1 protein-coding gene is annotated in these 333 nt (G+C 61.6%); it reads right to left on the bottom strand.

Annotated features, from left to right (window positions below):
• Positions 1–130: 130 nt before the first annotated feature.
• Positions 131–333 (bottom strand): hypothetical protein (locus KVT37_RS32000; protein ID WP_217578995.1); only part of this gene is annotated, 203 nt, incomplete at its 5' end.

The raw sequence follows: 333 nt of genomic DNA, 5'->3' as shown, positions 1-333 counted from the left end.
ACCATCGTCGCGCCGCATTCGCTTGCCCAGAACCTGCGCCGCCGCATCACCATCCGAGGTCGCGCTCCTCATGGAATACCGACAGGTGGAGCTGAGGAAAACCGAGATAGAACCAGAGGCCGAGATCCTGTTACGGATACGATGTGCTGACCTTCACGACATCGACGGTAGCGGTGGCGCTGAGATAGAGTGCGGTACCGGTCGCGGGATCGATCGCCTGGAGGGACACTGGCTTGTTGATGGTACCCTCGTCTACGGTCCATCCCGTGTCCCTGTCGCTCCCGCCAGTCACGGCGCCGTTCACGGCGAGGTTTTTTGCCAGTCCCGAGCAAG

It is taken from the genome of Mesorhizobium sp. GbtcB19 (genome assembly GCF_019091085.1).
GTDB lineage: Bacteria > Pseudomonadota > Alphaproteobacteria > Rhizobiales > Rhizobiaceae > Mesorhizobium.
This window is presented reverse-complemented; position numbering and strand designations above follow the sequence as displayed.